Annotated in this window: 20 protein-coding genes; 13 read left to right on the top strand and 7 right to left on the bottom strand. The window is 72.8% G+C overall.

Translation table 11 applies throughout. The features are described 5' to 3' along the window. Positions 1 to 2: 2 nt before the first annotated feature. Positions 3 to 1,424, bottom strand: coding sequence for a serine/threonine protein kinase (locus tag O7614_RS28425; RefSeq protein WP_278141473.1), 1,422 nt, complete (start codon positions 1,422 to 1,424; stop codon positions 3 to 5). A gap of 164 nt (positions 1,425 to 1,588) precedes the next feature. Between O7614_RS28425 and O7614_RS28420 the strand changes: the two genes are divergently transcribed. From O7614_RS28420 to O7614_RS28390, 7 genes are all read left to right on the top strand, one after another. Further along, entirely contained in the window at positions 1,589 to 2,422 is an 834-nt protein-coding gene (locus O7614_RS28420) for a patatin-like phospholipase family protein (RefSeq protein ID WP_278141472.1), read from the top strand. Continuing rightward, positions 2,422 to 3,426 (top strand): 1-acyl-sn-glycerol-3-phosphate acyltransferase, encoded by a 1,005-nt coding sequence (locus O7614_RS28415; protein WP_278141471.1) that lies wholly within the window; start codon positions 2,422 to 2,424, stop codon positions 3,424 to 3,426. Before O7614_RS28420 ends, O7614_RS28415 begins: the two co-directional genes overlap by 1 nt. A 75-nt stretch (positions 3,427 to 3,501) precedes the next feature. Then, the gene (gene cutA, locus O7614_RS28410) at positions 3,502 to 3,822 is read left to right on the top strand and encodes a divalent-cation tolerance protein CutA (RefSeq protein WP_278141470.1); all 321 of its coding nucleotides are present in this window, start codon (positions 3,502 to 3,504) and stop codon (positions 3,820 to 3,822) included. A 48-nt stretch (positions 3,823 to 3,870) separates the two neighbouring features. Next, a complete protein-coding gene (locus O7614_RS28405; RefSeq protein WP_278141469.1) occupies positions 3,871 to 7,539 on the top strand; it encodes a hypothetical protein in 3,669 nt (1,222 codons plus the stop codon). A gap of 138 nt (positions 7,540 to 7,677) precedes the next feature. Continuing rightward, the gene (locus O7614_RS28400; protein WP_278141468.1) at positions 7,678 to 8,730 is read left to right on the top strand and encodes an acyl-CoA desaturase; all 1,053 of its coding nucleotides are present in this window, start codon (positions 7,678 to 7,680) and stop codon (positions 8,728 to 8,730) included. Positions 8,731 to 8,904: 174 nt separating this feature from the next. After that, positions 8,905 to 9,198 carry a 4a-hydroxytetrahydrobiopterin dehydratase gene (locus tag O7614_RS28395; protein ID WP_278141467.1) on the top strand — a complete coding sequence of 98 codons (294 nt, stop codon included), beginning with the start codon at positions 8,905 to 8,907 and terminating at the stop codon, positions 9,196 to 9,198. Next, positions 9,195 to 10,349: an FHA domain-containing protein gene (locus O7614_RS28390; protein ID WP_278141466.1), complete on the top strand. Its 1,155-nt coding sequence runs from the start codon at positions 9,195 to 9,197 to the stop codon at positions 10,347 to 10,349. Before O7614_RS28395 ends, O7614_RS28390 begins: the two co-directional genes overlap by 4 nt. A 155-nt stretch (positions 10,350 to 10,504) precedes the next feature. Here O7614_RS28390 and rocD read toward each other — a convergent pair whose 3' ends face one another. The 4 genes from rocD to O7614_RS28370 all read right to left on the bottom strand — a co-directional run bounded on the left by rocD (position 10,505) and on the right by O7614_RS28370 (position 14,497). Continuing rightward, the gene (gene rocD / locus O7614_RS28385; protein ID WP_278142413.1) at positions 10,505 to 11,719 is read right to left on the bottom strand and encodes an ornithine--oxo-acid transaminase; all 1,215 of its coding nucleotides are present in this window, start codon (positions 11,717 to 11,719) and stop codon (positions 10,505 to 10,507) included. Further along, entirely contained in the window at positions 11,719 to 12,534 is an 816-nt protein-coding gene (ddaH, locus tag O7614_RS28380) for a dimethylargininase (protein WP_278142412.1), read from the bottom strand. Before ddaH ends, rocD begins: the two co-directional genes overlap by 1 nt. Before the next feature lie 354 nt (positions 12,535 to 12,888). Continuing rightward, positions 12,889 to 13,809: a thrombospondin gene (locus O7614_RS28375; protein ID WP_278141465.1), complete on the bottom strand. Its 921-nt coding sequence runs from the start codon at positions 13,807 to 13,809 to the stop codon at positions 12,889 to 12,891. A 217-nt stretch (positions 13,810 to 14,026) separates the two neighbouring features. Then, positions 14,027 to 14,497 carry a hypothetical protein gene (locus O7614_RS28370; protein ID WP_278141464.1) on the bottom strand — a complete coding sequence of 157 codons (471 nt, stop codon included), beginning with the start codon at positions 14,495 to 14,497 and terminating at the stop codon, positions 14,027 to 14,029. A gap of 336 nt (positions 14,498 to 14,833) precedes the next feature. Here O7614_RS28370 and O7614_RS28365 point away from each other — a divergent pair, with 336 nt between their 5' ends. From O7614_RS28365 to O7614_RS28355, 3 genes are all read left to right on the top strand, one after another. After that, the gene (locus O7614_RS28365) at positions 14,834 to 15,721 is read left to right on the top strand and encodes a helix-turn-helix transcriptional regulator (RefSeq protein ID WP_278141463.1); all 888 of its coding nucleotides are present in this window, start codon (positions 14,834 to 14,836) and stop codon (positions 15,719 to 15,721) included. Then, the gene (locus tag O7614_RS28360) at positions 15,714 to 15,914 is read left to right on the top strand and encodes a DUF397 domain-containing protein (protein WP_278141462.1); all 201 of its coding nucleotides are present in this window, start codon (positions 15,714 to 15,716) and stop codon (positions 15,912 to 15,914) included. The genes O7614_RS28365 and O7614_RS28360 overlap by 8 nt, the downstream gene beginning before the upstream one ends. A gap of 285 nt (positions 15,915 to 16,199) precedes the next feature. Then, positions 16,200 to 17,009, top strand: a complete 810-nt coding sequence (locus O7614_RS28355; protein ID WP_278141461.1) for a DNA-formamidopyrimidine glycosylase family protein — start codon at positions 16,200 to 16,202, stop codon at positions 17,007 to 17,009. A gap of 115 nt (positions 17,010 to 17,124) precedes the next feature. Here the strand turns inward: O7614_RS28355 and O7614_RS28350 are convergent, their stop codons facing one another. Next, entirely contained in the window at positions 17,125 to 17,988 is an 864-nt protein-coding gene (locus tag O7614_RS28350) for an aminoglycoside phosphotransferase family protein (RefSeq protein WP_278141460.1), read from the bottom strand. A 108-nt stretch (positions 17,989 to 18,096) separates the two neighbouring features. On the opposite strand from O7614_RS28350, the gene O7614_RS28345 reads away from it, so the two are divergent. The 3 genes from O7614_RS28345 to O7614_RS28335 all read left to right on the top strand — a co-directional run bounded on the left by O7614_RS28345 (position 18,097) and on the right by O7614_RS28335 (position 21,464). Beyond that, a complete protein-coding gene (locus O7614_RS28345) occupies positions 18,097 to 18,933 on the top strand; it encodes a fructosamine kinase family protein (RefSeq protein ID WP_278141459.1) in 837 nt (278 codons plus the stop codon). A gap of 315 nt (positions 18,934 to 19,248) precedes the next feature. After that, positions 19,249 to 20,514, top strand: a complete 1,266-nt coding sequence (locus O7614_RS28340; protein WP_347404382.1) for an AGE family epimerase/isomerase — start codon at positions 19,249 to 19,251, stop codon at positions 20,512 to 20,514. Continuing rightward, the gene (locus O7614_RS28335; RefSeq protein ID WP_278141458.1) at positions 20,511 to 21,464 is read left to right on the top strand and encodes a carbohydrate kinase; all 954 of its coding nucleotides are present in this window, start codon (positions 20,511 to 20,513) and stop codon (positions 21,462 to 21,464) included. The genes O7614_RS28340 and O7614_RS28335 overlap by 4 nt, the downstream gene beginning before the upstream one ends. A gap of 189 nt (positions 21,465 to 21,653) precedes the next feature. Here O7614_RS28335 and O7614_RS28330 read toward each other — a convergent pair whose 3' ends face one another. Then, positions 21,654 to 22,622, bottom strand: coding sequence for a LacI family DNA-binding transcriptional regulator (locus O7614_RS28330; protein WP_278142411.1), 969 nt, complete (start codon positions 22,620 to 22,622; stop codon positions 21,654 to 21,656). Between the last annotated feature and the right edge of the window lie 52 nt (positions 22,623 to 22,674).

Below are 22,674 nucleotides of genomic sequence, written 5' to 3'. Positions count from 1 at the left end.
GATCAGACCCGGGCCGCGCCCAGCTCGACGATGGCGGCGTCGAGTCGGGACGCGTACCCCGGACTGATGCCTCCCTCGCCGAGGCGCACCGCGACCTTCTCGCGCAGCCGGGCCACCGGTGGTGCCAGCTCGTCGCGGCCGGAGCTGACCGCGGCGGTCAGGTTGCGCAGCTCGTTGCGCAGATCGAGGCCCACGTCGTCGCGGATCTCCCCGGCGCCCAGCCCGGCGCTGATCAGCCCGTCGACCCGACTGGCGGCCTCGACCAGGCTGCCCGGACTCGACGTGGGCGCACCGGTGCTCGGCCTCGTCGCCGGGGGCGTGGTCGGCGCGGACGAGGCCGGGACCGGTGGATCGCTCGGCGAGGTCGCTGTCGGGCCGACCGACGGCTGCGTGCGGGGTGTCGACCGCTGCTCCGGCAGCAGGGCCACGCCGGCGAGCGTCACACCGACCGCGAGGATGAGCAGCAGCGCCAGCCGTCCTCGGGACCAACCCGACCCGGCCACTGCCCGGTCGAACGTCGGCGCGACCTGGACCGGCTGCGGGGGCAGGGGCTGGGTGGGCACCCGGATGGTCGCGGTCGGGGGATCGGGCGGCAGCAGGTGGCCGCGTAACACGGTGGCGACCTGCCGGGCGGTGGGCCGATCGGCCGGATTCCGGGCGAGGCTGCGCAGGCAGATCCGGGCCACCGGCGGCGGCAGTTCCGGCAGCTCCGCGAGCGTCGGTGGCGGGCCGTCGGTCAGTGCGGCGCTGAGCTGCTCCCAGGTGTCGGCCGGGTACGGCACCCGGCCGGTGAGCGCCTCGAACAGCAGCACGCCGAGTGAGTACACGTCGGTGGACGGCTGGGCCGGCGCACCGTCCAGGCGTTCCGGTGCGACATAGGCAGGGGTGCCGAAGGTTTCGCCGTCCTCGTCCTCGTCCGGTGCGCCGATCCGGGTGGCGATGCCGAAGTCGAGCACCTTGACGCCCGTCCCGGTCATCATCACGTTGGCCGGGGTGATGTCCCGGTGCACGATGCCGAGCCGGTGCGCGGCGGCCAGTGCCTCCGCGACCTGCGCGCCCACCTGGACCGCCTCGGCCCACGGCAACGGCCCCTCGGTGAGGCGCAGCTCCAACTCCTCGCCGTCGAGCAGCTCCATCACCACGAACGAGGTGATCGACCCGTCCGGATCGACCGTCTCGCCGTAGTCGTGCACCGAGGTCAGGTGAGGGTGCACCAGCTGGGCGGCGGCCCGGGCCTCCTCGCGCACCATGCCCCGAAAACGCGCGTCGGCGGCCAGCGAAGGAGCGAGGACCTTGAGCGCGACCAGCCGGTCCAGCACCTCGTCCCGTGCACGCCAGATGACCGACATGCCGCCGGCGCCGATCTGGTCGAGAAGTCGGTATCTGCGAGCCAGCAACCGGCCCGGATGCAGTGCTGCCTTCACAGATCGCACCTGCCTCAGGGGTGGGAGCGGTATCAGGTTGCGCGAATGTGTCCTGCCTGTCAACGCCGTCGCCACCCCTGGTCGGCGGGCGGTGCCTGGGGTGCGCCGACCGCCCGGCGACGGCGGCCGGCCGGTCGGCTGCGCGGTCGTGCCAGGATGAGGGCATGGCGGGGGGACCGGTGGCATTCGTGCTCGGCGGCGGGGGCGTGCTCGGCGCGGTCGAGGTGGGCATGTTGCGCGCGTTGTTCCGGGCCGGCATCACGCCCGACATGGTGCTCGGCACCTCGATCGGCGCGGTGAACGGTGCGCTGGTCGCCGCCGACCCCACGGAGGCGGTGACCGACCGGCTGGTCCGACTCTGGGCCTCGCCGGAGGCGAGCGAGGTGTACGGGGACTCGGTCGCCCGGCAGTTGCGCCGCTTCGCCGCCCGTACCCATCTGCACTCACCTCGTCCACTGCGCCGGCTGCTGGAAACCGAACTGGGGGTGGACACCACCTTCGCCGACCTGCGGGTGCCGTTCCGCTGCTGCGCCGCGCACATCGAACGGGCGGCCGAGCACTGGTTCGACAGCGGCCCGGTGGTGCCGGCGGTGCTGGCGTCGGCCTCGGTGCCCGGCCTGTTGCCGCCCATGGAGATCAATGGCGCGCACTACGTCGACGGGGGCATCGTCAACTCCATCCCGATCGGCGAGGCGGTGGCCGTCGGCGCGCGCTGTATCTACGTCCTCCAGGTGGGCCGGATCGAACGGGAGTTGACTCCGCCCCGACGGCCGTGGGAGATCGCGCAGGTCGCGTTCGAGATCTCCCGCCGGCACCGGTTCTTCCGCGAGATGGCGGCGCTACCCGAGGGCGTGGAGGTGCACGTCCTGCCGACCGGAGGGCTGAACCCGCGCGACGACACGCCCTGGGCGTACCGGGACATGGCGGCCGTCGGACGGCGGATCAGTCGGGCGTACACCGCCTCCCGGCGCTACCTCGCCACCCACCAGGAGCGATGATGCCGCTGCCCCCCAGGTGGCTGCGTCGGTTGCTGATCGCCCCCGCCGTGGTGGCGCTCGCGTTCGTCGTGGTGACCACGTTGCCGATCTGGGCGCTGCTCGCCGCAGCCGCGTCTCCGTTGGTCCCGGGTCGGTTGCGGCCGCTGCGGCTGCTCTGGATCGGCTGCGTCTACCTGGTCTGGGACGCCGCCGCACTGATCGCGCTCTTCCTGCTCTGGGTCGTCTCCGGCTTCGGCTGGCGGACCCGTTCCCCGGCCTTCCAACGCGCGCACTACGTGCTGGCCGGCTGGTTCCTGCGGGTGCTGTTCTGGCAGGCACGATGGACACTGCGGTTGCGCATCGACGTGGCGGGCACCGACCCGGACACCGCGCTGCCCGGCCGGCCCGAGGTGGTGCTCTGCCGGCACGCCGGGCCCGGCGACTCGTTCATCCTGATCCACGGGCTGGTCAACTGGTTCAACCGGGAGCCACGCATCGTCCTGAAGGACAGCCTCCAGTGGGATCCGGCGATCGACGTGCTGCTCAACAGGCTGCCCAACCGGTTCATCGCGCCGACGCCGGAGCGCGGCGAGGAGACGGTACGCCAGATCGGGCACCTGGCCGCGGGCCTGGACGACAACGACGCGTTCGTGATCTTCCCCGAGGGTGGCAACTTCACCCCCACGCGGCGACTGCGTGCCATCGCCCGGTTGCGTTCCCTCGGGCTGGAACGGATGGCGTTGCGCGCCGAGCGGATGCGTCACGTGCTCGCCCCGCAGCCCGGCGGGATGCTGGCCGCGCTGGACGCCGCCCCGGACGCCGGGGTCATCTTCGTCGCCCACACCGGGTTGGACCGGATGCTCACAGTGGCCGACGTCTGGCGGGAACTTCCGATGGACAAGCGGATCGTGATGCGGTTCTGGTCGGTGCCGCCGGAGGACGTGCCGACCGGGCGGCAGCAACGCATCGACTGGCTCTTCGACTGGTGGGCGCAGATCGATTCCTGGATCGCCGCCAACCGGTGAGCGCGGCGATGCGGAGCGTAGCGGTCGCGAACGAAACACGGGCTCAGCGGCGTACGGCCGCGTAGGGTGCGGGTCGTGGACCAGATCTGCGTCGTGACAACGGTGGTGGATGCGCGTTCGGTCGCTGACGTGCTGGCGGCTGCGGCCGTCGCCGGCAGGCTCGCTGCCTGTGCCCAGGTCGGTGGTCAGGTGGACAGCACCTACTGGTGGAGGTCCGGAGTGGAGACCAGCACCGAGTGGTCGGTGCAGTTCAAGACCGCACCGGACCGGCTCACCGCGTTGGTGGACCAGATCCGGGTCAGCCACCCGTACGAGGTGCCGGAGATTCTGGTGTCCACTGTGGAGAGCGGCGACCCGGCGTACGCGACCTGGGTGCACGAGCACACCCGACCCTGAGTACGCGCACTCTGGGCCGCGCCCGGGTGGGCTTTCGATGATGGCCGGGTGAACGACACCAGCTATCCCTGCCCCGCGTGTGGCGCACCGGCCGATCTGACCACCGGCTGCACCGGCTGTCTGCGCGCGCCCGACCCGACCGCCGCCGAGGTGGTCCAACTGGGGCGGGAGATCGCCCAGTTGCAGCCGGAGGTGGACCGGGCCCGCCGGGCGTACACCGAGCTGGCCGGTCGCCTGTCGGCCCTGTCGCGACGGCGGTCCGAGTTGGCGGCGGTCGTCCGGGCGGGGTTGGCGGCGTCCGCCGTGGCACTGTCGGTGCCTGGTCGTGGCCCGGCTCCGGTTCCCACCGCGCATTCGGCTCCGGGTGCGGCCGAGACGTCCACCCGGACGGTCCAGGGGGTGCTCTTCGTCCTCGGTGGACTTCTGCTGGGCACCGCGGCGGTCGTGTTCACGGCGGTGGCCTGGGCCACGGTGGGGGTCGGCGGGCGGGCGATGATCCTGGCCGCGTTCACCGTGCTCGCTCTCGCCGTTCCGTTGCTGGCGGTTCGCCGGGGGTTGCGCGGCACGGCGGAGACCTTCGCCGCGCTGGGGTTGCTGCTGGTGCTGCTGGACGGTTACGCGGCCTGGTCGGTAAACCTGGCCGGGGTGGCCGGTTGGCCGGGCAGCCGGTACGCCGCGCTGGTCGGGGGGGCCAGCGCGGCGGTCGCCGTGGCGTACGGCCGGTGGAGTGGGTTGACCGGGCCCTGGTTCGCCGCGCTGGTGGCCGCGCAGCCGGTGGTGCCGTTGCTCGCGGTCGGGGCCGAACCGGGTCCGGCCGGTTGGACGCTGGTCCTGCTCGGGGTGGCGTTGGGGAACCTGGTGGTGCTGGTCAGGCTGCGCGGCCGGGACGGGGCGGCGCAGGTCGTCGGCCGGGTGCTGGCGGGGACCGGGCACGTCGGTGCGCTCGTCGCCGCCGCTGGTGGTGCTCTGGTGCCGTTGGCCCTCGGGCGGGCGGGCGGTTCGCCACTGCTGGCCGGGTTGCCGCTGGTGCTGGTCGCGCTGACCGCTCTCGGTGCGGCCTGGCTGGTCGGCGGGCGGGCGCTGCGGGGGGTGGCCGCCGGGCTGCTGGTGCCGGTGCTGGCCGTCGCCCTGCTGCGCCCGGTGGCCGAGCTGTGGCCGTCGATGCTGCTGCTCGCGGCGGCGGCGGTGGCGCTCGGGTTGGCCGTCGCGGTGCGGAGCCTGCCGGTCGGGACCGACGAGGGGGCGGCCGGCGTCGGCGGTTGGCGGACCGGCCCGCGCGCGGGGGCGTTGCTGGTGGTGGCGGGCGTGGCGCAGGTGGCCGTACTGGTCACCGCCACGTTGGCGGTCGCCGCCGTGGGCCGCTCGCTGCCACCCTGGCGCGGGGCGGGGACGGGACCGGACCTGGACTGGGGCTGGCAGGTGCCGCCGGCCACGGCGTTGGCGGTAGCCGCGGTGGCGCTGCTGCTGCCCCGGAAGGCGCAGACGGTGCTCGGCGCGGCGGGCGCGGTGGCGGTGCTGCTCGCCCTGCCCGCCGGCTGGGCGGCCTCCTGGCCGGTGGTGGTGACCGTCGACCTGGTCGGAGGGGTGGTGCTGCTGCTCACCGTGCTGGCCCGTCCGGCGGCCCGTCCGGCGGTCCTGCTCACCTGTGCGTCGGGCGGTGCCGTCCTGCTCGGGCACGGGCTGCTCGTCGCGCTGGCCGCCCCGGCCGGTGTGCTGGTGGCACTCGGCGTGATCGTCGTGGTCGGGCTGGCGCTCGTCGTCCGGCGGGGCGTCGGGGCGTACTCGCGGGTGGCCGGTGGGGGTCTGCTGGTCGCGCAGCTCGCGCTGCCCGGGATCGCCCTGGTGGCGCTGTTCGCCGCCGGTGCGCCGCCGTGGTGGCAGGCGCGCGTCGCGCTGGTGGCCGCCGGGCTTGCGCTGGTCGCGGTCCTCCCGGTGCGTCGGCACCGGATGGAGCTGACCGGGTACGCGGTGACCGGCGCAGTGGTCGCCGTGACCGTGCCCGGCCTCGCACCGCTGGTCGTGGCGGGCGATGAGCCGATCGCGCTGTACGCCGCGCTGGCGGCGCTGGGCGTGGCGCTCGTCGTCCGGTGGGATCGTCCGGAGGGGGTCGCCGACCAGGCGGACCGGACGGTCGAGCCGGCGGTCGAAGAGCCGTTGGCGGGGGGACCGGCGGTCGGGGGGCCGCCGGTTGAGGTGCCGGTGGTCGGGGGGCCGCCGGCGGTGGGACCGGTGGTCGGGGGGCCGCCGGTCGGGGGGTCGTCGGCGGTCGGGGGGCCGTCGGCGACCGCCCGGTCGGGTTCGTTGCCGGTGGTGGGTGCTGCGCTCGCGATCGTCGCTGTCCTGGCGGCGCTGCCGAGGGTGTTCACCGCGCTCGTCCTGCCGTACGGCGATCGGGTGGGGGTCTGGTCCGGGGCGCCGACTGTCGTCGCCGATCCGGCGGCGTTGCCCGTCGGGTTGGCGTTGGTCGTGCTGGCGGTCGCCGCGGTGCTCGCCGGTGGTCGACGGGTCCGCCCGCCAGCGCCGCCGTTCGCTGCTGCGGCGCTGCCCGCGCTGCCGTTCGCTGCTGCGGCGCTGCCCGCGCTGCCGTTCGCTGCTGCGGCGCTGCCCGCGCTGCCGTTCGCTGCTGCGGCGCTGCCGGTGCTGCTCGTCGCGGTCGGCACGCCGTGGCCGGTGCTGCCGGCTGTGGTCCTGCTCGCCGGGTTGGCCGCTGTGCTGCTCGCCGCTCTGGCCGTGCCCCGGCCGACGCTCGCACCGGTCGCCGTGCCCCTGGGGGTGGTGCTGACCGCCTCCGGGGTGCTGGGGCTGTTGGCCACCCGGGGCGGGTCGCTGGCCGCCGAGGCAGCGCTGCTGGTCGCGGCGGTGGTCGTCGCCGTCGGGGGACGCAAGGCCGAGGTGCGGGTCGCCGGTTGCCTCGCGGCGGTGGGTACGGCGTCCGCGCTGGCGGTGACCGGCTCGCTGGTCGCCGGGCTGCCGTTGCGGGGGGCCGCGTACCCGCTGTTGGCGGTGGCCGCGCTGGTGCTGGCCGTCGCCGCCGCGGCGACGCCGACACGGGCGCTGGTAGGTCGGGTGCTGGACGCCGCGGCGCAGGCGGTGGCGCTGGTGGCGGCGGTGCTCGCCGTCGAGGCGGCGCGACAACTCGCCACGATCTGCGTGCTCTGGGGCGTCGCCGTCGCGGTGCGGCTGCTGCGCCGGGGCGAGTCGACCGGCCGGCGGTGGACGTTCGCCGGCATCGCCGCCGGCAGCGAGTTGCTCGGCGCGTGGGTGCTGTTGGCCGCCGGCGGGGTGACGGTGCTGGAGGCGTACACAGTGCCGGCTGCGGGGCTCGCCCTCGGCGCGGGCCTGCTGGCGCTGCGGACCCGGCCTGGGCTGACCAGCTGGCCGGCTCTCGGCCCGGGGCTGGTCGCGGCGCTGTCGCCGAGTCTCGTGGCGGTGTTGACTGGGCCGGACCCGCAGCCGTGGCGGCGACTGCTCCTCGGCGCGGCGGCGCTGGGCGCGGTGCTGGCCGGCGCGACCCGCCGCTGGCAGGCGCCGGTGCTGCTCGGCGGCGGGGTGCTGGCGCTGTTGGCGCTGCACGAGTTGGCCCGTGGTTGGGATCTGCTGCCCCGGTGGATCTACCTGGGTGTCGGCGGGCTCGCCCTGGTCGGGCTGGCCGCCACCTACGAGCGGCGGCGACGTGACCTGGCTCGGCTGCGCGCGGCGGTGGGCCGGCTGACCTGAGTCGGGAACCAGTAGGGGTAGGGCCTGCACTACCCCCCATTCGGGGGCTGTCGGGGTTACTCAGCGCTACGGCGATCGGGAGACTTGACAATAAGCCCGAACCACCCTGGTCCGGGCGCAAGCGGAACGGGAGCAGCGATGGCGCTCGGAGCGGTGGCGGAACCGCCGGTACGACGGCGAGGCAGTGACTACGCACAGTTGTCCCGACGCATCAGCCAGGCTGGCCTGCTGGAGCGGCGTCCCGGCTGGTACGTCACCCGCATCGTGTTCACCCTCGGTGCCTTCGTGGCCGGCTGGGTGGCCGTGTTCCTGCTCGGCGACTCCTGGTGGCAGTTGCCGCTGGCGGCCCTGATGGCGGTGGCCACCACCCAGGTCGCGTTCCTCGGTCACGACGCCGGGCACCGGCAGATGTTCCGTCGGCGCGGGCCCAGCGAGCTGGTCGGGTTGCTCGCGGGCAACCTGGCGGTGGGGCTCAGCTACGGCTGGTGGGTCGACAAGCACAACCGCCACCACGCCAACCCGAACCACGAGGACGAGGACCCGGACGTCGGAGCGGGCGCGCTGGTGTGGACGCCCGAGCAGGCGCTGGAGACCCGTGGGTTCGGCCGGTGGCTGGCGCAGCGGCAGGCGTTCTTCTTCTTCCCGATGCTCCTGCTGGAGGGTCTGAGCCTGCACGTGGCCAGCATCCGGGCGATCGTCGGGCGGGAGCCGGACGGCCGGCACACCACCCCGATGCGGCACCGGGCGGTCGAGGCGGTACTGCTCGTCGCACACACCGTCGGCTACGCGGCGCTGCTGTTGGCGGTCATGTCGCCGGTCAAGGCGTTGCTGTTCGCCGTCGTGCACCAGGCACTGTGGGGCCTCTACATGGGTTGCGCGTTCGCGCCGAACCACAAGGGCATGCCCATGCCGACCGCCGAGGACGAGTTGGACTTCCTGCGTAAGCAGGTGCTGACCTCTCGCAACGTGCGGGGCAGCCGGTTCGTGGACACCGCGCTGGGCGGGCTCAACTACCAGATCGAGCACCACCTCTTCCCGAACATGCCCCGCGCCAACCTGCGCCGGGCCCAACCGATCGTCCGCGCCTACTGCGCCGAGCAGGGCATCCCGTACGCGCAGACCGGGCTGATCGAGTCGTACCGGCAGGCGCTCGGTCACCTGCACGAGGTGGGCCGGCCGCTGCGCGGCTGATCAGGTACGGCCGCGGCGCGGCGTGATCGACGCGGTCGCTTCGCGGCCACGCGAGGGGGAGTCGGCGGGGCGGCATCCGATGTCGCCCCGCCGACGCGTCGGCGGGTCCGGCCGCTCATCCCCGTGCCGGTGACGCGTCCGGTCCGTCGGACGCGCCACCGGTAGGGTCTGCTCATGGCAGAGCTGCTCACCGCGGACGCGGTGCGAGAAGGGCTGAGCGGGTTGTCCGACTGGTCGGGCGACCCGACCGGTATCGGTCGTACCGCCCAGCTCAGCAGTTTCCCGGCCGCCATCGGGGTGGTGGACCGGGTGGCGGCGGTGGCCGAGGAGCTCGACCACCATCCCGACATCGACATCCGATGGCGGACCCTGACCTTCCGCTGCGTCACGCACTCGGCCGGTGGGGTCACCCACCGTGACTTCGAGCTGGCCCGGCGGATCGACGAGATCATCCGGAGTGCGGCATGAGATTCGAGATCAGCAAGGTGCTGGACGCCATCGAGGGGCGGGTCTGCACCGACCCGTCGCTGGCCCGGGCCGTGGTCGACCTGGCCGAGGTGATCCGCTACCAGGACATCGACGGCGGCCGGCCGGCCAGCCTGCTGCGGCTCGGCATGGTCATCGACGCGCTCTCCCGTGAGTTGGAGGAGGACAGCGTCCAGGTCTACGCGGTGGTGCACCGGGCGTTGCTCTCCGACGCCGACCTGACCTCCAACGAGCGGATGGTCGTCCGCCGGTGGGCCGACGACGGGCTCGTCGAGGTGCTCGACAACCCGGGCGACCGGATGTTGGAGGTGGCCGACCTGCTCGGGTTGCCGGTGCTCAGCCGTGTTCGCTTCGACGGGTTGCGCGGTCGGTTCCCGTGGCTGGTCGAGCAGCCGGGTCGGGTGGTCGCTGCGGTGCCGGGCGCCGGCGGGCCGGTCTTCATCGCGCACGTCGGTGGTGGTCACGCACCGGTGGCCGGAAAGCGTTCACCGACCGGGGCGAAGCTGCTGGCCCGCCAGTGGCGCTGCCCGGAGTCGGGTTGCGCGTTGTTCGGCGGCGGTGGTGGAGGTGGCGCGTTCGCCGACCTTGCCGGGGGTGCGGACCGCAGCCCGGCCGCCCAGCCGCCGCCCGCGCTGCGCAACGGCGTACCGACCTGCCCCCGGCACGGGGTTCGCCTCGGTGACGCCGGGCCCCGCCCGCGCACCGAGGTCCTCGCGGTACGCATCGGCGGCCTGGTCCGGCGGCGGTTCGTGCTGAGCGAGGAGCAGCCGTTGGTGGCCGGCCGGGCCCCCGAGCAGGACGGCGGGATCATGCTCGGGCAGTGGCTCAACGACGAGGCCCGGCGGTGGATCAGCCGTGGTCACGTCCGCTTCGAGTTGCGGGTCGGCGAGGTCATCGTGACCGACGTCAGCACCAACGGCTCCGGCATCCGTCCGGCCGGTTCGATGGCCGAGTCGGACCGGATCCCGCTGGCACCGCAGCAGTCCCGGGTGCTCGGTGAGAACGACATGGTGGAGCTGTACCCCGGGGTGCAGATCGGCCGAGCCGAGGAACTGCCCGCTGGCGCGCCGTTCACCCCCACCTCGGTGATGGCCGAGGCCCCGACGATGGCCATGCGCCTACCGCGCCCCTGACCCGCCCGCGCCCCGCCCGCTGCGCACCGCCGCGGGGCAGGCGCGGCGCGGGACGCGGCAAGATCCGCACAAGAACAGGGAAAGTGCTGCCTCAGAGGTCGACGTCGAGGCAGCACTTTCCCTGTAGTTGCGCAGATCTTGGCCGGTGCGGTCCGTCAGGCGGCCAGCACCTCGGCGAGCGCGGCCACCGCCAGGTCGATCTCGTCCTCGGTGATGACCAGCGGCGGGGCGAGCCGGATGGTTGAGCCATGGGTGTCCTTGGCGAGCACGCCGCGCTCCATCAGACGCTCGCACGCCTCCCGCCCGCTCATCAGCGTCGGGTCGATGTCCAGACCGGCCCACAGACCGCGCACGCGTACCCCGACCAGACCCTTGCCGACCAGCCCTTCCAGACCGGCGCGCAGCCGCTCACCCAGCTCCGCCGAACGCCGCTGGAACTCGCCGGTCGCCAGCAGCCGCACCACCTCGACGGCCACCGCGCAGGCGAGCGGGTTGCCGCCGAAGGTCGAGCCGTGCTGGCCCGGCTTGAGCACGCCGAGCACGTCGGCGTTCGCGGCCACCGCGGAGACCGGCACGATGCCGCCGCCGAGCGCCTTGCCGAGCAGGTACATGTCCGGCACGACGCCCTCGTGGTCACAGGCGAAGGTCGCGCCGGTACGCCCCAGACCGGACTGGATCTCGTCGGCGATGAAGAGCACGTTCCGATCGGTGCAGACCTGGCGTACGCCCGGCAGGTAACCCTCCGGGGGCACCACCACGCCCTGCTCGCCCTGGATCGGCTCCAGCAGCACGGCGACGGTGTTCTCGTCGATCGCGGCGGTCAGCGCGGCCAGGTCGCCGTAGGGCACGACGGTGAACCCCGGGGTGTACGGACCGAAGTCGGCGCGGGCGTCCTCGTCGGTGGAGAAGCTCACGATGGTGGTGGTCCGGCCGTGGAAGTTGCCCTCGGCGACCACGATGTTGGCCTGCCCGGCGGGCACACCCTTGACCTGGTAGCCCCACTTGCGGGCCACCTTGATCCCGGTCTCGACCGCCTCGGCGCCGGTGTTCATCGGCAGCACCAGGTCCTTGCCGCACAGCTCGGCCAGCTCCCGGCAGAAGTCGGCGAACTGGTCGTGGATGAACGCGCGGCTGGTCAGCGTGAGCCGGTCCAGTTGCGCGTGCGCGGCGGCGATCAGCTGCGGGTGCCGGTGGCCGAAGTTCAGCGCCGAATAGCCGGCCAGGCAGTCCAGGTAGCGCTTGCCGTCCAGGTCGGTGAGCCAGGCGCCCTCGGCGGACGAGATCACCACCGGCAGCGGGTGGTAGTTGTGCGCCGTCCAGCGCTCGGCGTCCCGGACCGCTCCCGGCGTACGCAGGATGTCATCCACTATCACTTGCTTGCCTTTCCCTGACGGAGTCGCAGCGTGCAGCACTTCGGTCCGCCGCCGGCCTTACGTAGCTCGGACAGGTCGACACCGATGGTCTCGTAGCCCCGGTCGCGCAACGTGGCGGCCAGGTCGGTGGCCTGAGCCGGCAGCACCACGTGCCGGCCGTCGCTCACCGCGTTCAGGCCCAGCACCTCGGCGTCGGCCATGGTCGCGTGCACGGCGTCGGGAAAGAGCCGGCGCAGCACCGCCTGGCTGCCGGGGGAGAACGCCTCCGGCAGGTACGCCACGGTCTGCTCGTCGAGCACGGTCAGCGCGGTGTCCAGGTGGTAGAAGCGCGGGTCGACCAGCTGCATGGTGATCACCGGGTAGCCGAAGACCTCCTGCAACTGGGCGTGCGAGGCGTGCGCCGTGCGGAAGCCGGTGCCGGCCAGCAGGTGATCGCCGGCCAGCAGGACGTCGCCCTCGCCCTCGTTGACGTGCTTCGGGTCGTACATCTCGAAGCCCGCGTCCTCGAACCAGGCCCGGTAGGCCGGCGCCTCGTCGGCGCGCTGCGGGTCGCGGAACTGCACGGCCATCGCCTTGCCGTCGATCACCGTGCCGCCGTTGGCGGCGAAGACCATGTCGGGCAGGCCGGGCACCGGAGTGATCTCCTCGACGGTGTGGCCCAGGTCGCGGTACGTCTGGCGCAGCTGCTCCCACTGCCGGATGGCCAGCGCGGGGTCGACCGGCGCGGTCGGGTCCATCCAGGGGTTGATCGCGTAGTCGACGGCGAAGTACGTCGGCCGGCACATCAACAGGCGCTGGCTGGTGGCGTCCATCGTCATTGTCCTGCTCCCAGGGGTCGGGCGCGCCCGGCCACCGTGGCCCACGGGCTGGCGCCGTGGCTCAACGTTATGCGGCGTCAGCGGCAGGATCCACCACTGAGAGTTGCGCAGACCGAAGATTCGTTGCGTCTGGGGGGCTGGCGGGTTCGATTCGTTGCACAAACGGATCTGCCGGGCCCGGTTCGTGTGCCGCGTCACCGCGTCCTCGTGCCCCGACACACTTCAGGGGCGGCGAACCGCCGCCCCTGAAAGGGTGTGTGCCCGGCCGGTGAACCACCGGGTTGTTCGGGCTGCCGGCGAACCGCCGGCTGTCTGCCGGTGCATCACCGGCGAGCGGAACAGTGCCCGCTAGAAACGATCGACAAACTGTGAGTCAAGCCACTCGCGGAAGCGCTGCACCCAGTCGCCGTCGGTGGTCGGCCAGTCGAACTGCCCGGTCATCGCGAGGACCCCGATCACCACCGCGGCCAGCCCGATCAGCACGCCGAACAGCGCGTCGGTAGTGCCGGCGACGTGCCGACGGCGGGTGGCCATCAGGCCGAGCACCGCGAGCACCGCGCCGAACGCGCCGAGCCCGATGCCGTACCCGGCCAGGGTCCCGGTCAGCACGAACAGCGCACCGGCGACGGACACGATCAGGCCGAGGGTGGCCAGCAGGCTGGCCCGAGGCTTCGGGCCACGCGCCACCGGCGGCTCGGGCGTGCTCACGCCCGGGGTCGGGTCGACCCGGCGGTCGGTGGTGTCCCGGTCGGTGGTGTCCCGGTCAGTCGTGTCGGGCCGACGGGTGGTGCTGTCGAGGTCGGCGTCGCGCTCGGCGGTGCGCGCCGTGGTCGGCGCGACGGCGGGCCGGGACCCGGTCTCCACCTTGGGGGCGGTGCCGGTGTGGGGCTCGGGCGCGACGGGGCGGTCCGTGCCGTTCACGGGCTCGGGCGCGACGGGGCGGTCCGTGCCGTTCACGGGCTCGGGCGCGACCGGGCGGGCGGTGCCCCGGGGCTCGGTCTCCGCCGGTCGCGCGGTGGCGGCTCGGGCCACTGCCGCCCGCTCGTTGGCCCGCCGCTCGGCCTCGCTGGTCTGGCCACCGGTCGCGCCGGCGCTGCGGTACGTCGCCTGGTCGGCGTCCCGGTCGGTGACCACCGGGCGACCGGCGCTGTCGTCGGAGTGACCGGTCTCGGCGACCGGGGTGTCGCGGCCGTCCACGCGGCCGTCGAGGTTCTCGTCCCGCGTCGGTGCCGGCTCGGACCGGCGGGACAGCGAAGGAATCCTGACCACTACACACCTCCTGATAAATGCGTGGTGGCCGTCTGAAGAGGGTGGCACCCACGCGGTACAGCCCCTGAAGTACCCCGCTGCACGTTTCCTGACACCAATTCCGGGTATGGCCGCCGAGCTCGGCCTTGATCGACTCGGTTTCCGGCTCGGCTCTGGTCCCGGCTCGGCTCGGCGCGGCCTTGATCGACTCGCCTTCCTGGAAGTCGGGGTGTCCCGCCTACTTGGACACCCCGGTTTCCTTGAACGCGAGTCGATCAGCGGCGGACCGGGTCGACTTGCCCGGCGTGGGCGCGCTGACCGAAGCCGACCTGTCCGGTGTGGGCGACTTGCCGGGTGCGGGTGCGGGTGCGGGTGCGCTGCGGCGGGCACGGGTGCGGGGTGCGGGCGTGAGCGCGGGCGCGGCGCGCAGTATCCGCACGCCGGCCTGTTGCACGAACACCTCGCGCTTGTCGACGGCCAGCCCCTTGTCGTTCAGGACGTAGCCCGTCAGCCAGACCCACCCCTGGTACGTCGGGCGCGGGTCGATGCTCACCAGCCGGAGGCGCAGCGCCCGGTCGTCGGCGAACTGCACCGAGCACGCCTCGCCGATCAGCAGAAGATCGCCGGGCTTCAGGCCGGTCATGTGGGCCAGTGCCCACGGCTGATCGGGATGCGGTGACGGGCCCGGCAGGGCAGTTCCGCGCCGCACCGGCACACCGTGCGCCAGCGCGCCCAACTCCAGACCGGCCGGTGTCGACGGGTAAGGGTCAGCGCGGTGACCAAAAGGTATTCGTTGTACGACACGCGCATGGCGGCGTTCCTCCCGAGGAATAGCGCGCTCCTTGCCGAGGGCGCGCTATTGCCGACGCCATTTCCGACGTCACTTCTGGGCTCCCATGACGCGTGACAGCATGTTCCATGCTGGCCACCTTGTGCAATGTTCCGACCCGCCCTACTCTCAGGCCGAAATGACGCACGAGGGATGGAATGGAAATGCGTGAGTGGCGAAACATTCCGTGTTGCACGAGGAGAGCGGTGATGTTGCATGACGGATGAAACAAGCGGGTCGACGGTCCCTCGACGGCAGCTCGGGAGGCTGCTCACGCAGCTCCGTGAGGAAGCCTCGGTGACGCTGGACGCCGCAGCCGAGGCGTTGGACTGCTCCCGGCAGAAGGTGTGGCGCATCGAGAAAGGGCTGGTCCCGGTGCGCGTGGTGGATGCCCGCGCGATGTGTGCTCTCTACCGGGTGACCGACGACATGGGGGAGATCGTTGCCGGCCTCGCGAAAGAGACTCGCGCCAGAGGTTGGTGGCATTCGTACGGCGACGTGGTTCCGTCGTGGTTCTCGCTGTATGTCGGCCTGGAATCGTCCGCTGCCGGGCTGCGTCAATACGATGCGGAGTTGATCCCCGGGCTTCTGCAAACCCGCGAGTACGCCACCGAGTTGTTCCGCCGGAAGAACCCGACAATGACCGCCGACGAGCGGGAGAAGTTGGTGGAGGTTCGGCTACAACGGCAGGGCATCCTCGTTCGCCGGCTGCCCACCGCGCCCACCCTGCGGGTGGTGCTGAGCGAGGCCGTGCTGCGGCGCACGATCCCCGACCACCGGGCGATGACTCATCAGCTGCGACACCTGCTCGACGTGGCCGCGCTGCCGACCGTGAGTCTGCGGGTGCTGCCGCTCGCCGCCGGTCCGCCGCTGGCCAGCGAGAGCGGCACCTTCGTCCTGCTCGACTTCCCGCAGGCGCTCGGAAGGGCGTCGACCGAGCCGACCACCGTCTACGTCGAGAACATCACCGGAGCGCTGTATCTCGACAAGCCGGCCGAGGTGGCCGCCTACGAACATGTCTGGTCGGACCTGGAAGCGCTCGCGTCGGGTGAGGCAGAATCAGAGAAAATGATCATTTCGATCATCGAGGAGCATCATGACTGACCTTGCCGGTGCCACCTGGCGCAAGAGCACCCGCAGCGGCGGGAGTGGCGGCAACTGCGTCGAGGTGGCCGACAACCTGCCCGGCGTCGTGGGTGTGCGAGACAGCAAGGACCCGACCGGGGCGGCGCTGGCCTTCGCCCCGGCCACCTGGGCCGCGTTCGTCAGCGGCGTCAAGGAGCAGCGCCAGGGCTGACCGTCCCGCCCGCGTTGATCGACTCGCCTTCCCGGAAGTCGCGGTGTCCCGCTCATCGGAACACTGCGGTTTCCTGAAACCCGAGTCGATCAGCGGGATGTGGGCGCGAGTCGATCAGCGCGGCGGGGCGCGAGTCGATCGCGGCGGGCCGAGTCGATCAGCGCGGCGGGGTCTGAGTCGATCGCGGCGGGCCGAGTCGATCAGCGCGGCGGGGTCTGTCGATCGCGGCGGGCCCGAGTCGTTCGGCGCCGTCCGGCCGGGCGGGGCTGGCTATCCTTGGCACCTGTGCCAGAGGGACACACGATCCACCGCCTGGCGGCCCGGCACGCCGAGCTGTTCGCCGGGGACAAGCTGCACGCCGCCAGCCCGCAGGGCCGCTTCGCCGAGGGCGCCGCGCGGCTCTCCGGGACAGTGCTGGAGAGCACCGAGGCGTACGGCAAGCACCTGCTGCACCACTACGCCGACGAGCTGACGCTGCACGTACACCTCGGGTTGTACGGCAAGTTCACCGACGGGCCGGGAGAGCCGCCCGAGCCGGTCGGTCAGCTGCGGCTGCGGCTGGCCAGCGACCGGCACTGGCTGGACCTGCGCGGGCCCACCGCCTGCGAACTGCTCACCCCACCCGAGGTGGCCGCCCTGCGGGACCGCCTCGGGCCCGACCCGCTGCGCGCAGACGCCGACCCCGAGCGGGCGTACGCCCGGATCTCCCGCAGCCCGACGCCGCTGGCCGCGCTGCTGCTGGACCAGTCGGTGGTGGCCGGCACCGGTTTGATCTTCGTGACCGAGGCGCTGTTCCGGGCCGGACTGCCGCCCAGAATGCCCGGTCGAGGGCTCAGCCGCGCCGGCTGGGACGCGCTCTGGGCCGACCTTGTCGATCTGATGCGGCTAGCTGTCGCGCACGGCCGGATCGACACCGTGCGCGACGTGCACCTGCCGGAGGCGATGGGCCGGCCGGCCCGGGAGGACCGGCACGGCGGTGAGGTGTACGTCTACCGCCGCCCCGGCGCGCCCTGCCACGTCTGCGGCACCGAGGTCAGCCGCGGCGAGCTGGCCGGCCGCAACCTCTACTGGTGCCGGACCTGCCAGCCGGGCTGATCCCGCGCCCTTGATCGTGCTGCAACCACGATGTAGTGGCCTCGTGGCGGGGCAGCAGACCACTACATCATGGTTCGCGCACGATCATGCTCCGGGTCCGCGCGGGGTGTGGGCGCTAGCCGTCGAGCAGCCAGCGGACCACCTCGATCTGGTGCGGAAAGACGGCGTCCTCGGTGAGGCTCCAGGCCAGCGTGTGCCCGATGGTCCAAGCCCGGACCCGCTCCCGGTCCAGGTTCAGCTCGGCGGTCAGGCGGTCCAACCGGTGCTGGACGGCAGCCGGTGAGTGGCCGAGTTCCCGACCGCGCACCAGCGGTACGACCGAGAACTCGCGCTCGCCGGTCAGCGGCTTCGGGTCGATCACCAGCCAGGGTTCGCGGTCGGCGGCGAGGACGTTGCCGGCGTGCAGATCCTGGTTGACCAGCACCTGCTCACCCTGACTCGACACCAGATCGGTGAGCAGGGCGAGTGCGGCGTCCAGCAGCCGTCGCTCGTACGGGCGTCCGTTCGTCGCCCACCTGCGGGGCATCCGGTCGATCCAGCCGGCGGCCTCCTCGGCGAGCGGGGTGAACGGCGCGCCGGCCGGCCGCCAGAGCCGGGGCAGCAGCCCCGTCATCACGTCCAGTGCCCGGTCCATCGGCAGCTCGTGCAACGCAGTGCCGGGTCGGCAGCGCTCGACCAGCAGGGCACGTCGTCCCGGGTCGTGTGCGAGCAGGCGGATCGCCCCGTCACCGTCCCAATGGCTCAACGCGTCGGCCTCGTGCCGGCTGTCCTCGTCGGGATACTGGAGCTTGAGCACGGCTGCCGTGCCGTCGGGCAGGTCGGCGGGGAGCGCCAGTGACGCGTACGCCTGCCGGAAGGGTGGTCCGAGGCGCAGCGACCACTGTTCGCCGCACTCCGCCAGCCAGGTCGGGAGGGAGGCCAGCCAGCTCCGGCCGGTCGGTGATCCGCGTACCCAGTCGAGCCCTTCGGGCAGAATCATGCCGCCATCCTGCCTGACGGTCGGATCTTGAACACGTGCCCGGACATGAAGGATCCTGTGCTGATGCAATCAGCGCCGTTCCTGCGGGACCGTTTGGCGCAAGCCGGGATGAGCGATGTCGTCGCGGTCGAGCCGGCGACGGGTGGGCTCGCGGCGGTCGCGGGCATAGCCACCCGCCGCGAGGCGCCGCCGGTGTTCGTCAAGGCCTTCGCCGAGGCGTCGGACGACGACGTCTTCCTCGCGGAGGCCGAAGGGTTGGCCGCGCTGCGTGAGGTGGGCGGCGCGGTGACACCCGAGGTGATCCTGGCGGACCGGCAGCTGCTCGTGTTGTCGGTGCTGCGGCCGAGGCCGCGCAGCGAGGCCTTCTGGGAGCGGTTCGCGCACATGCTCGCCCACCTGCACCTGAGCACGACGCACCCACGCTTCGGCTGGCACCGGGACAACTGGCTGGGCCGCCGCCGGCAGACCAACGGCTGGAGTGACGACGGCTTCGCGTTCTTCGCCCAGCACCGGCTGCTCCGGTGGCTCGGGGAGCCCCGGGTCGAGGCGGCCCTCGACCGGGACGATCGGGTGGCGCTGGAGAGGCTCTGCCACCGGCTGCCCGACCTGCTGCCGGATCGGCCGGCATGCCTGACGCACGGCGACCTGTGGGCACAGAACATCCTGGCCACCGCGGACGGGCGGCCCGCGCTGATCGACCCGGCGGTGTCCTACCTGTGGGCCGAGGTCGACCTCGCCCACGTGTGGTCGACAGCGCCCCCGCCCGAGGCGCACCGGTTCTTCGCGGTCTACGCGGAGCTGACCGGTCTCGATGCCGACTGGCGGGCCCGGATGCCGATCGTCCAACTGCGGCAGCACCTCGCCGTACTGGCCCAGTTCGACGACGACTGGGGCGCGGGCGACCAGATCCGTGCCACTCTCGCCCCGTTCCGGGCCCGATCCTGACCGGAGGGCCGACGGCCGGGGCGGGCTCGTCCGTCTCGCCGTCGAGGACGCCGTCGACGCGGTCGGCCCTGAATGCTGCTCCGGTGCGGTGTGACGCAACCGGAATTGACAGTCGGCCCGCCACCGGAGCAGGGTTGGAGGGTGACAACGATGTCAACGGACAAAAGGAAGGAACCGTACGCATGATCCTTCCGGTGGCGCAACCGGTACGGCCAGCCGGTTCGCGGTGTCCTGTTGACCGTTCCCCGGCGCGGACCCGGTCCGCCGCCGATCCTGGCCGTATGTCCCTTCCCTACCCGACGGTGACCAGCTGAGATGACCGACCTGCCCCGATCCGACGCCGCCCCGACGCCCGCTCCCGCCGGGTCGCCCGAACTGCCCGATCTGGCCGAGTTCCTCGCCGACCAGACCCGCACCCTGCTCGACACGGCCGGCCGGTCGGTCCGGCCCGAGGGCGGCTTCTGGTGGCTCACCGACGACCGCACCCCGGATCGGGGCGAACCGGTGTACACCTGGATCACCTGCCGGATGACCCACGTGGCCGCCCTCGCCCACCGCGGCGGCGATCCGGACGCCGCCGCCCTCGTCGACCACGGCGTCGCCGCGCTCAGCACACTGCTGCGCGACGACCGGTACGGCGGCTGGTTCAGCGCTGTCGACCAACAGGGTGCACCCGTCAACGACCGCAAGGCCGGCTACGACCACGCGTTCGTGCTGCTCGCCGCGTCCAGCGCGGTGCGCGCCGGCCGGCCGGGTGCGGAGCAGTTGCTCGCCGACGCGTTGGCCGTGGTGCGTGACCGGTTCTGGGACGACGACGCCGGCGCGGTCCGTGAATCGTGGAACCGGGACTGGACCGTCACCGAGGACTATCGCGGTGCCAACAGCAGCATGCACATGGTCGAGGCGTTCCTCGCGGCCAGCGCCGCGACCGGCGACACGAGCTGGGCCGACCGGGCGCTGCGGATCGCCACCCACCTGGTCCACGGCGAGGCCGCCCGGCACGACTGGCGGCTCCCCGAGCACTTCACCGCCGACTGGACGCCGCTGCCCGACTACAACTCCGACCAGCCCGCCGACCCGTTCCGGCCGTACGGCTCGACCATCGGCCACTGGCTGGAATGGGCCCGCCTGCTGCTGGAGTTGGAGGCTGTTCTCCCGCAGCCACCACGCTGGCTGCTCACCGACGCCCGTGCCCTCTTCGCCGCCTCCGTACGACGTGGGTGGGCGGTCGACGGCGCCGACGGGTTCGTCTACACGATCGACTGGGACGATCAGCCGGTGGTCCGCTCCCGGATGCACTGGGTGCTCGCCGAGGCGGTCGGTGCGGCGATCACCCTGCACCGACGCACCGGCGACGAGGTCTACGCCGACTGGTACCGGGTCTTCTGGGCGTACGCCCGCCGCCACCTGATCGACGGCACCGGGTGGCGACACGAGCTGGACGCGCAGAACCTGCCATCCGACACGGTCTGGCACGGCCGGCCGGACGTCTACCACGCGTACCAGGCGGTGCTGCTGTCCCGCGCGGCCGACGGGCTCGGCGGTGCCGGCCCGCTCGCACCGGGGGAGGTGGCCGCATGATCGTGGTCGCGGGTGAGGCGTTGATCGACCTGGTGGTCACCGTTGACGGTGAGCGGGCCGTGCCGGGTGGCTCCCCGGCGAACGTGGCGGTCACCCTGGCCCGGCTGGACCAGCCGGTACGACTGCTGGCCCGGCTCGGCACCGACGACTTCGGTCGGCAGGTCGCCGAGCACCTGAGGACCAACCAGGTGAACCTGGAGTGGGCGGTCCGCGCAGTGGAGCCCACGTCGGTGGCCGTGGCGACCTTGAACGCCACCGGGCAGGCCAGCTACGAGTTCCGGCTGGCCGGTGCGGCGGACTGGCAGTGGACGCCGCAGGAGCTGCCCGAGCTTGCCGGGTCTGCGGCGACCGCGTTGCACACCGGGTCGCTCGCGCTCGCCCTGGCGCCCGGCGCGCAGGTGCTGGAGGACCTGCTCGCCCGCGAACGCCACCGGGACGGGCTCACCCTCTCGATCGACCTCAACCTGCGGCCGAGCATCGTCACCGACCGGCAGGCGGAGCAGGACCGGGTACGCCGGCAGGTCCCCCTCGCGCACCTGGTCAAGGCCAGTGACGAGGACCTGGCCTGGCTCTACCCGGACCGGTCGGTGGCCGACGTGATGGCCGAGTGGCGTGCGGCCGGGGTGTCCTGCGCGGTGGTGACCCGGGGTGGTGAGGGCGCCTGGCTGCTCGCCCCGAACGGAACCCTGCACGAGGCGGCGGCGGTACGCACCACAGTGGTCGACACCGTCGGCGCCGGCGACTCGTTCACCGGTGGCCTGCTCGCGGCGCTGGCCGATCTCGACGCGCTCGGCGACCGACCGGCCGACCGCCTCGCCGCGGTGACCGAGCCGCAGTGGGATGCGGTGCTCCGGCAGGCCGCCACGGTGGCCGCGCTGACCTGTGGCCGCCGGGGCGCCGACCCGCCCCGCCGCGACGAGGTCGAAGCCCTGCTGACCCCGCAAATCTGAGAAACCGGGTCGACCGGGTCGATCATGGAGTGGTGGTGGTCGTTTGACGGTGTTCCGCGGCATTTGCGGGGCACCACAACTCCATGATCGACCGGGGTGGGGGTGCGGGGTGCGGGGGCGGGGGGTTAGTCCTTGTCGCTCCGCTGCGCGAAGCGGCCCTAATCGGGAGGAAGTCGGTCTACTTCCGAGTTAGGGCAGGCCGCGGTGCCTCAGGTGGGTGGGGAGCACCACGGTCGCGGGCGGCGAGTCGTCGCCGGCTATCCGGCCGAACAACCGCTCGGTGGCGACCCGGGCCAGCTCCCGGGTGTCGTACGCGACGACGGTCAGCGGCCGGGGCATCAGGTGGGCCAGTTCGAAGTCGTCGAAGCCGACCAGCGCCGCGTCGCTGCCTCGCCGGTGCAGCTCCTGGAGCGCGCCGACGGTGAGACGGTTGTTGGCGCAGAAGAACGCGGTGGGCGGATTCGGCAGGTCGAGTAGTTCGCCGACCGCCCGCCCCGCCTCTTCCGGCGCGATCAGCCTCTCGCGGACCAGCGACTCGTCCGGCTCGACCCCGGCGGCGTCCAACGCCGCCCGCGCCCCGGCCAGCCGCTCGCGCATCGTGGGCACGCTCGGGGCACCCAGCAGGAGGCCCACCCGGCGGTGCCCCTCGTCGAGCAGCGCGCCCACCCCGGCGTGGCTGCCGCCCCGGTTGTCCAGCAGCACCGCGTCGGCCTGTAGGCCCTGCGGCGGCCGGTCCAGGAACACCACAGGCATCCCCAACTCGACCTCGCGACGCAGGAACGAATGGTCCGGGCCTGCCGGCACCACCAGCAGCCCGTCCACCCGGCGTTGGGTGAAGTCCTGGAGCAGGGCGCGTTCCCGCTCCGGGTCCTCCTCCGACGAGGCGGTGATCAGCATCGTGCCGTGCGCGGCGGCGATCTCGGCGGCGACACTGGCGATGGTCGCGTAGAACGGGTTGGCGATCTCCTCGATGAGCAACCCTACGGTGGCGTTGAGCTGCCGGGAGCGCAGGTTGCGCGCGATGTCGTTGCGTCGGAAGCCCAGCTCGGCGATGGCGGCCAGCACCCGGCTGACCAACTCCTGCCCCACCGGCTCGTCGTTGACCACCCGGGAGACCGTCTTCAGGCTGACGTCGGCGCGTCGGGCCACGTCGACCATCGTCGGGCGTCGACGCACGGTCGGCCGGGTCGGGGTCTGGGTCACGGGGTGG

The organism is Micromonospora sp. WMMD961, assembly GCF_029626145.1.
Classification (GTDB): domain Bacteria; phylum Actinomycetota; class Actinomycetes; order Mycobacteriales; family Micromonosporaceae; genus Micromonospora.
Note: the sequence above shows the minus strand (reverse complement) of the source record. Positions and strands in the feature narration are given on the sequence as shown.